At 51.3% G+C, this 8,583-nt stretch carries 8 protein-coding genes; 4 read left to right on the top strand and 4 right to left on the bottom strand.

From position 1 onward, the window contains the following. The 4 genes from DBR30_RS21935 to DBR30_RS08545 all read right to left on the bottom strand — a co-directional run. Window positions 1-1,106: GAF domain-containing protein (locus DBR30_RS21935; protein WP_258224362.1), on the bottom strand; the 1,106-nt coding region annotated here is incomplete at its 3' end. Between the two features lie 416 nt (window positions 1,107-1,522). After that, a complete protein-coding gene (locus DBR30_RS08535) occupies window positions 1,523-1,822 on the bottom strand; it encodes a hypothetical protein (RefSeq protein WP_258224363.1) in 300 nt (99 codons plus the stop codon). A 196-nt stretch (window positions 1,823-2,018) separates the two neighbouring features. Further along, the gene (gene fdhF, locus DBR30_RS08540; protein ID WP_108539792.1) at window positions 2,019-4,163 is read right to left on the bottom strand and encodes a formate dehydrogenase subunit alpha; all 2,145 of its coding nucleotides are present in this window, start codon (window positions 4,161-4,163) and stop codon (window positions 2,019-2,021) included. 46 nt (window positions 4,164-4,209) lie between these two features. Next, window positions 4,210-4,809 (bottom strand): 4Fe-4S dicluster domain-containing protein, encoded by a 600-nt coding sequence (locus DBR30_RS08545; protein ID WP_108539794.1) that lies wholly within the window; start codon window positions 4,807-4,809, stop codon window positions 4,210-4,212. Between the two features lie 697 nt (window positions 4,810-5,506). On the opposite strand from DBR30_RS08545, the gene DBR30_RS08550 reads away from it, so the two are divergent. The 4 genes from DBR30_RS08550 to DBR30_RS08560 all read left to right on the top strand — a co-directional run bounded on the left by DBR30_RS08550 (window position 5,507) and on the right by DBR30_RS08560 (window position 8,568). Next, on the top strand, window positions 5,507-6,121 hold the full coding sequence (locus DBR30_RS08550) for a DUF3800 domain-containing protein (protein ID WP_219927555.1): 615 nt from the start codon (window positions 5,507-5,509) through the stop codon (window positions 6,119-6,121). A 232-nt stretch (window positions 6,122-6,353) separates the two neighbouring features. Continuing rightward, window positions 6,354-6,884, top strand: coding sequence for a hypothetical protein (locus tag DBR30_RS21070; RefSeq protein WP_139731306.1), 531 nt, complete (start codon window positions 6,354-6,356; stop codon window positions 6,882-6,884). 125 nt (window positions 6,885-7,009) lie between these two features. Continuing rightward, window positions 7,010-7,432 (top strand): GNAT family N-acetyltransferase, encoded by a 423-nt coding sequence (locus tag DBR30_RS08555; RefSeq protein WP_108539796.1) that lies wholly within the window; start codon window positions 7,010-7,012, stop codon window positions 7,430-7,432. A gap of 158 nt (window positions 7,433-7,590) precedes the next feature. Next, complete coding sequence (locus tag DBR30_RS08560) at window positions 7,591-8,568, top strand: hypothetical protein (RefSeq protein ID WP_219927556.1); 978 nt, start codon at window positions 7,591-7,593, stop codon at window positions 8,566-8,568. The last annotated feature ends 15 nt before the right edge of the window (window positions 8,569-8,583 follow it).

Below are 8,583 nucleotides of genomic sequence, written 5' to 3' on the forward strand. Positions count from 1 at the left end.
ATGGTCTTCTCTTTGGCGCCGTTGGTGTTGGAGATCTCCTGCTGCGCCTGCACGTTGTTCATGGCAATGGCCGTGCGCGCCGCCACCTGCTCCAGCAATGAGATATCGATATCGGCAAAGAAGTCGGCGTTGGGGTGCGAGAGGATCAACACCCCCAGCAGGTTGCCCCGATAGCGCAGCGGCAAAATGCAGGAGCTGTCGGCCTCGGGGGGCAGGATCTGGGAGGTAAACCGGCAGCGATTGCTGCAGCCGTGGCCGTGTTCGCGATAGACGAAAAACGGCTCGCTATGGCCAAGGGCCCCCTGCAGGCACTTCTTTTCGAAACAGGAGTGGTCGATGATGCCCGGTTGATCGCTCTGGTGCTGATTGACCAGATAGCTCTTGAAGCTGTCGGAAGTGGCGTTGTACTCGGCCAGACACAAGCTGCTGATACCGAAGTGGTGATGCAGGATGGCAAACAGGCTCTTGGGCAGCTCGGCGATGCGCACCAGTTTGATCACCGCATTGGTCACATCCACCAGAATTTTGCAGCTGTCGCGCTCAAGGCGCAGGGAGTTGGCCTGCTCCAGAGTGCGCTCCTTGTCGAGCACGTTCTCCAGCGCAATGGCGATAATGGCCGCCAGCTGGGTCAGCTTGGCCAGGGTCTCCATGGTGAAGCTGTCGAGCTGGGTGTTGATAAACTCGACCCCGCCCAGATGGCTGCGGGCGGTGGTGATGGGGAGCTGGCAGTAGGAGCGCAGCCCCCCGTAGACCCCTTCGCGATCCAGTGCCGGGCAGCGATTCTCAAAGCGGGCGGCAGCGAGAATGATGGCCTGTTCCGGGGTCTCTTTGGTAGGACGGGGGGAGAGGTGAAGCTCTGCCTTGGGGCAGACCAGATGCTTTGGGCCGGAATGTCCCATGAAGTAGAAGATGGCCTCCTCGTCCGCACCCATGTTGAGGATCAGGTTGACCCGGGTTACGCCGCCGAAGCTGGCATCTATCTTGTTGAGTTTGTGGATAAAATCATCGAGCGTCACGGCCGACAGGAGGGATTTGGAGAGCAGGAGGAAACCGTCGTCCCAGATGGGAGAGATCTCGTCCAAGGGGATGGCACTCACATTTAGCATTGCGGCCTCACGTTATATCGATTTAGTCACCAGTCAGGCTGTCCATGCCATCGCATCACGACAAGCACCCGTCACCAAAATAAATAGCCGCAGCCCGTAAAAGCGGCTGCCAATAAGAAAAGCGGTGACGAAAATTGTCGCATGTTGCAATTCCAGAGTTGTTATTAACGAACGACAACAAAAAGTAACATCGTTATCGGGGGATATATTGGAATGGCGACTCATCATAGATGAGCTCAAATTTCATTACAATCCGATTTAATATATCTGATGGCCATATTTAACCGGTTATTTCATCAGTTCTTGATCTCAATTAAGGCGTCCAAAAAGTGGGCCGCCGTCAACTGTCAGATCTGCCTCTCCTCTTCGCTGGCTGCGAGATTCAAGATGGCGTTTGCTGCCCATCCATCGGCAATTTATGAGGTGATGATCCGGCTGTGGCAGCACTTCAGCCCACCGAAGATAAAGAGGGCCGACAGGCTCTGGAAGGCCATCAGCAGCCAGCTGGCGTTGTCGGCAAGCTCAACCGAGACGCACTGGTGAGTGAGGTAGACCAGCAGGGTGATCACCCCCAGCAGCAGGCCGTTGATCAAGGTGGTGGAGATAAACCCGATCAGCCAGGCACTGGAAATACTCAAGGCGGAAAATACGCTGCCCATGGCGAGCCGTGCTGCCATAAAACAGCCGAAAAAACCGAAGCCCAGCAGAAATATCATCTCGTCGCGCCAAATATAGCAACCTATTCCCAGCAATATCGCCGCCAGATAGGTGCCAATATAGAAAAGTCCAAATAAGCGACCAATTTCATGTTGCATCATTTATCCCCTGTTTTTGGGTAATAAAAGGGTGCCCGACTCGATAAATCCGAGTCGGGTTCCCTTATTTGTGCAGAACGTCCTTTTTTAGGGCGGGTCAGCCTTTGGCTGCGCTGCGCAATTTCGCCTTGAGCGCGCTGTATTCAGTCTGGACATACACTTCCGCCTCAGGCTGATTGTCGATGCGCTCGATCTTCACCGCGCAGTACTTGTACTCCGGCGTGTGGGAGACGGGATCGACGTGCTCGATGGTGAGCTCGTTGCAGGCCCCGATCCACCACTGGTAGGTCATGTAGACCACCCCGGCGTTGACCCGGTCGTTGTAGTTGGCGCGGGTGATCACCTTGCCACGGCGCGACGAGATCCAGACCAGCGCCTGATCCTTCACCCCAAGCTTTTTGGCATCGCTCGGGTGGATCTGCACATAGCCCGGCTCATCGGCCAGGGTCTGCAGCGCCGAGCAGTTGCCGGTCATGGAGCGGCAGGAGTAGTGACCCACCTCGCGCACGGTGGAGAGCACCAGCGGGTACTCGGCACAGGGCTGCTCCAGCGGCGGCCGCCACTCGGAGGCGATCAGCTGACCCTTGCCGCTCGGGGTGGTGAACACATTCCCCTCGAACAGAGTGCTGGTGCCCGGGTGATCCTCGGTCGGACAGGGCCACTGCACGCTCTTGAGATCGGCCATCTTGTCGTAGCTGACCCCGGCGTAGAGCGGGCAGAGCGCACGCATCTCGTCCCAGATCTCTTCGGTGTTGTGGTACTCCATGGGATAACCCATGGCGGTCGCCATCAACGAGAAGATGGCCCAGTCCGGTTTCACGTTCGCAGGGGGCGTCACCGCCTTGTAGAAGCGCTGGAAGCCGCGATCCGCCGAGCTGTAGACCCCTTCATGCTCGCCCCAACTGGTGGCGGGCAGGATGACGTCGGCCATCTCGGCGGTCTGGGTCATGAAGATATCCTGCACGATCACCAGTTCCATCCCCGCCAGAGTGCGGCGGAACTGACCCAAGTCAGCCTCGGTCTGGGCCGGATCTTCACCGAAGATGTAGAAGGCCTTGCACTTGCCCTCCTCCACCTTGTGGCCAAGCTCGGTCAGGCGGTATCCCGGTTTCTGGGAGAGCGACTCCACGCCCCACGCCTTGGCAAACTTGGCGCTGATGGCGGGATCGGCCACCGACTGATAACCCGGGAACTGGTGGGGCAGCATCCCCATGTCACAGGTGCCCTGCACGTTGTTCTGACCGCGCACCGGCCCGCAACCGGTGCCGCGGCGACCAAAGTTGCCGGTCAGCAGCGCCAGACCCGCCAGCCCCTTGACCACGTCCACTGCCTGACCGTACTGGGTCACCCCCATGCCCCACAGGATCATGGAAGCTGGCGACTCGGCATAGGTGCGAATGGCGGCGCGGATATCGGCAGCTTTCAGGCCGGTGATCCCCTCCACATATTCCGGGGTGTACTTGGCCACCGTCGCCTTGAAGGTCTCGAACCCTTCGGTGTAGTTGGCGACAAATGCCTTGTTGTAGAGCCCTTCACTGATCAACACGTTGGCGAAAGCGTTAACCAGCGCCATGTTGGAACCGTTTTTGAGCGGCAGCCACTGATCGGCGATGCGGGCGGTCTCCACCATACGGGGATCACACACAATCACCTTGGCCCCGTTTGCCTTCGCCTTGAGGATATGGCGGGCGACGATGGGGTGAGAGTCAGCAGCGTTGTAACCAAACACCAGCAGGCACTTGGTCTCTTGAATTTCGGGAATGGCGTTGCTCATGGCGCCGTTGCCTACAGTTGTCTCCAGACCGGAGACTGAGGGTGCGTGTCACACCCTCGCGCAGTGGTCGACGTTGTTCGTCCCAATCACCGCACGGGCAAATTTCTGCATCACATAGTTGGCTTCATTGCCGGGGCCACGGGCAGAGCCGGTGGTCATGATGGCGTCCGGGCCATATTTCGCCTTGATGGCAGAGAGACGGCTGCTGGCAAAATCGATCGCTTCATCCCAGGAGACAGCCTCGAACTTGCCACCGCGCTCGCGGCGGATCATCGGGCTCTTGAGACGGGGGGTCAGCAGGTTGGTGTCGTTCAAAAAATCCCAACCGTAATAGCCCTTGAGGCAGAGCTGCCCCTCGTTGGTCCGGCCGTTGGCGCCTTCGGCACCCACCACCTTGTCGTTTTCAACCAGCAGGTTGATTTTGCAACCGGTGCCGCAATAGGGGCACACGGTAATGACTTTTTTCATGACTCACACTCTTGTTTGTTAACGAAAAACGGCTCGGCAAGCCCGCTCATACCCGCGCCGGCATCGCCAGCAGTGCCTCGGCACTGGCCAGCTGCTTCTGCCGGTTCAGGTTTTCAAGATGCTCCGGCGTGACCAGCCGCAGCGCCTGGGTCGGACACACCTCGACACAGGCCGGGCCCGCCTCGCGGTGACGGCAGAGATCGCACTTGAGCGCCTGCGCCTTGGTCTGCGGACGCTTGAAGAGCGAATCAGCAGTCGGGGGCACCTCTTTGAGCACCACCGCCATGGCGCCGTAAGGACAGGCCACCACGCAGGACTTGCAGCCAATGCAGCGCTCCTGCAACACCTTGACGCAGCCATCCTCGTTGACGATGGCATTGTTCGGGCAGGCCATGGCGCACGGCTTGTCTTCACACTGGCGGCAGAGCACCGGCGTGGTCACCTTGCTGCCCACGATCACCTTCAGGCGCGGCTGAAAGTAGCTGTCCCTGGAGACCAGATGTCCATCCTCGATGGCAAGATGCAGGCCGCCCTCCCGCTCAAGGGTCCCGCTGCAAGACCCTGACTGGTGTGAAACGGCGCAGGCCACCTCACAGGTACGACACCCAATACAGAGACTGGGATCTGCAATCACGAAGCTGTTCATAGAGAGGGATCCTAAATGGTTCGTTACACCGGGCCGCCCGCCGACAGGCAAAGAGGCGGCCAGCCCCCCACAAAGCATTTATCAGACCAAAACTGGCCAAGGGTGCGATAAAAATTCACAACCATCTGAAAATAAAGGAGTAATTAGCAAGAATAGCTTGTTGTTTACCGATACTGACGAGGGTGACGACGGGGTGGGAAGTGTGATCGACACGACAAAAGTGACGAGCTCGACACCGGCTGACCAGCCTCTGCCCCAGCCGCGTGACGGAGCCGTTCAAAGGCGTTTGCAGCCAGGATCGGCTGCCCTAAACCGGACAGGCGGAGGAACGTAATCCGGAGAGAAAAGTCATACCAAAAGTGCAACACGCAAAGCCGCTAGGGCGATGGCAAGTTGTTTGGTTTTGCTACCGAGTTGGCAAGTCATCACCAAGTCAAACCAAACAAAAATTAGCCACTTATTGACTAATTTGTTGAGCCAGAGCCGGTTTTAGGCCCCTGCCCCTTCAGTTTTCTCTCCCTCCGGTTAATATGTGCCAGTTGGCAACCAGCTCCGTTGGGGTCGTTTCTATGCAGATAAGCTGCAAGATTGTGCAGGTGAACAACAGCAAACTAAAGGCCAGTTGGACATTATATGATACATGGCCCCCATATATTTCATTTAACCCTATTTAGAGGGGTAATATACCGAGGTCAACATGGACGCTCCAGGTAAATTGATTTGGAATATTGCGTGTGATGAATCTGGTGTTGACGGAGCCAGATACTATGGCTTTGGCAGTATTTGGATGAAATGGCAGCGACGTGGTGATTTCGCCAAGCTAGTAACAGATTTAAGAGAAAAGTATAACTATCATGATGAGATAAAATGGCAGAAAGCTCATAGCAAACAATTTAGAAATTTTTATTTAGATCTCATCGACCTCTTTTTTAAAAGAGAATGGCTTGCTTTCCACTGCATAATAATAAAGAAATCTGATGTAAAGAAAGAATATCATAATGGTGATTATGATCTAGCTCGCCGAAAGCATTTTAACCTTCTGCTCAGTTCCAAAATAAAAGCAGTACTAAAGGCACATCCAAGTAGAGAATGTCAATTTCGTATAGTTGTAGATCCTATTGCATCTAGATACAAAAAAGCTGATGAGGCGTCACATGTCATTGTGAATAATCAAGTAAATCTAAGCACAAAATTAAGTGCCGTTATAGACAGTTATGTAACCAAAGACTCTAAAACGTCTGCTCAAATACAGCTCTGCGATTTATTATTAGGAGCGGTAATGGCAGCTTGGCAAAAAAAAAGCCTCGTCTGAAGGCAAAATTTTAATTCAAAAAACAATTTCAGGTTACCTTGGTTGGAATGATCTAGAAGCGGATACAAATCCATCTGAGCGAAAATTTAACATCTGGTATTTTTATGATAAAAACTTAGGCCCACGTGAGGTAAAAACCAGAGTCGTAAAATTAAAACATCCCTTACCAGTACGTGGCAGCCAAAATATATAAACATAGATCACATCAAGAAATGTCAGACGTGGAGTTTTTATGGCAACTACTTATTTAGAGATTTTGGATACAACAATAAAGATTGGGCTCGGAGCACTGATTAGTGGAATTACTACTTGGCGTATAACTAAGCTTCAACATAGAAACGATGATGAGAAACAAAAGAAAATTAGAAGGATTGAAAACTTGGAACTTGTTGCAGAGCAAGTAGAAGTATTTTCACATCATGCAATGATTTATTGGACAAGAATTGTCGACTTTACTCGTCGTCAAGAAAATAACATTCCACATAATGAAGAGCAACTTAAAGAATTACGTGATGCACGAGCAAATGTTTATGGGTCATATAAAAACCTGAACAGTGCAGAATCAAAACTTCTACTCCTTGGGCTCACAGAAAGTCAACAAACATTACGTTCATTTGGACAGGCTGTATCAATTTTTTATGCCGAAATATACATCGGCAATCATGGGAAGTCGTTGGAGGAGGTTAAGAAATGGCGTGAAGATCTTTTAGAGAACCGTAGAATATTTTTCAAGTATTTAAGTCTTGCTTATACTCTTTCATAAATTAACGCATGGTATCGTAGGGTGTAATAAGCGCAGCACATTGCACCTCTTGCTTCTTTCAATATTTGGTGCAATTCACTTCGTTCATTGCACCCTACTATTACATTTAAATGGAATAAGATTTGATGAATATAAAAATCCATAATGCACATAAAGATGACATATTCAATGTGCTTGTTGATAACCTTAGACAATTTAACTTTGATAAAATGGGTGAGGAGCGCTCCCAACCTTTAATTGTTGCTATTCATGATGATAATGACGAAGTTGTCGGTGGCATTGCCGGACGAACTATTTATCATCAACTGTTGATCGAAGTACTTTGGGTACACAATGACAAGAGAGGGCAGGGTCTCGGCATTAAATTAATGGAGATTGCTGAACGCGAGGCAAAAAAACGGGGATGTATTGCTGCTCAAGTCGACACCCTCTCATTTCAGGCACCCAAATTTTATGAAAAAATGGGATTTAAAATAGTCGGTAAAGTAAGCGGCATTCAAAATAGTCCTGACCGCTATTTTTTATTGAAGCACTATCATGGAGAGTAGTAATTACTGTAGGATGCAATAAGCGCAGCGCATTGCACCTCTATCGTTAGTGTTTATAATTGGTGCAATTCACTTCGTTCATTGCACCCTACGACTGTTGAGTTTGCTGGTAATGCTTCTCGGCCCGTCAAGGGGCACGTTAAATTCATGGAGGATAAATGACATCTCGGGAACTACTTGAAAAAGCTGTACACAGAAGCGCTATTATTCATCAGCCTCATGCGCTAAAAGCCTATTTATCGGCTCAATTTCTTGCTGCGCACCTTGGACAACCGGAAGCCTTGTGGCAACAAACCGCCAAATTGATTGCCAAGGATGGATTACAGGTGTCAACAGTGCTCACCGATAGTGTGCAGCCTGTCGCTTTCTCCGATTTACGCAGACATCGCATTCTGGCACGTGGTATCTATCCCGCTGCCTACCAAGCTATTTCCCAATGGCATGCCGAGTACGGCTTTCACGATATCTTTGAATTCTATATCGCCAAGGCAGCCAATAAGCCCGAATATTTATCCCATAACGTCACCATTTTGCTTGCGCTTAATGAGGTATACAACGCCCTTCCTCCCGAGTGGGTACCTGCATTTTTAAATCGGGTCACGGAGTTTGTCACTGCTACCTTCCCTAATGAAGAAAATAGAGAATGCTGTGAGGTGATCACAACCGGACAGACGGCAACATTAGAGGATGTATTGCATTCCTGTTTGCAGCAACCCGGCTTTTTTGGCCATAACCTTATCACCCTGGCTTGGATAGTTCGCTGCAAAACATCGTTATCTGATGCTCAATATAATGCCATGCTAGGCAATCTCAATTTACAAGCCGTCAGTCTCCTTGAAGATCCTGATGACGAACTGGATTTAAACTTGTGGAACTCCTGCGCCACCCATAATGATATTGATGGGTTCAAAGAACAAATATGGTCGTTGGTTTTTGATACCTGCTTTAATCTGCATCAGATTACCTTGGCTGATGCCCTCAGCCTCTTACAGCAGCAATACCCTGAGCATACAGCTGAATTAATAAGAGTGGCCAAATATCACACCAGAAAATGTGCTGAAATGAGTTCATCTTGTCAGTTTGATGTTTACACGTTTGCCAACGCACAGTTGCCCGACCTACCAAGAGAGTCGTGATATTTAATCGGGAGA

Origin of the sequence: Aeromonas sp. HMWF017 (assembly GCF_003061465.1) — a bacterium.
GTDB classification, from domain to species: domain Bacteria; phylum Pseudomonadota; class Gammaproteobacteria; order Enterobacterales; family Aeromonadaceae; genus Aeromonas; species Aeromonas veronii.

Coding starts and splice junctions, on each gene's coding strand:
- DBR30_RS08535 (WP_258224363.1), bottom strand. CDS start 1,822: ATGATATTTCTGCTGGGCTTCGGTTTTTTCGGCTGTTTTATGGCAGCA.
- DBR30_RS08545 (WP_108539794.1), bottom strand. CDS start 4,809: ATGAACAGCTTCGTGATTGCAGATCCCAGTCTCTGTATTGGGTGTCGT.
- DBR30_RS08550 (WP_219927555.1), top strand. CDS start 5,507: ATGGACGCTCCAGGTAAATTGATTTGGAATATTGCGTGTGATGAATCT.
- DBR30_RS21070 (WP_139731306.1), top strand. CDS start 6,354: ATGGCAACTACTTATTTAGAGATTTTGGATACAACAATAAAGATTGGG.
- DBR30_RS08555 (WP_108539796.1), top strand. CDS start 7,010: ATGAATATAAAAATCCATAATGCACATAAAGATGACATATTCAATGTG.
- DBR30_RS08560 (WP_219927556.1), top strand. CDS start 7,591: ATGACATCTCGGGAACTACTTGAAAAAGCTGTACACAGAAGCGCTATT.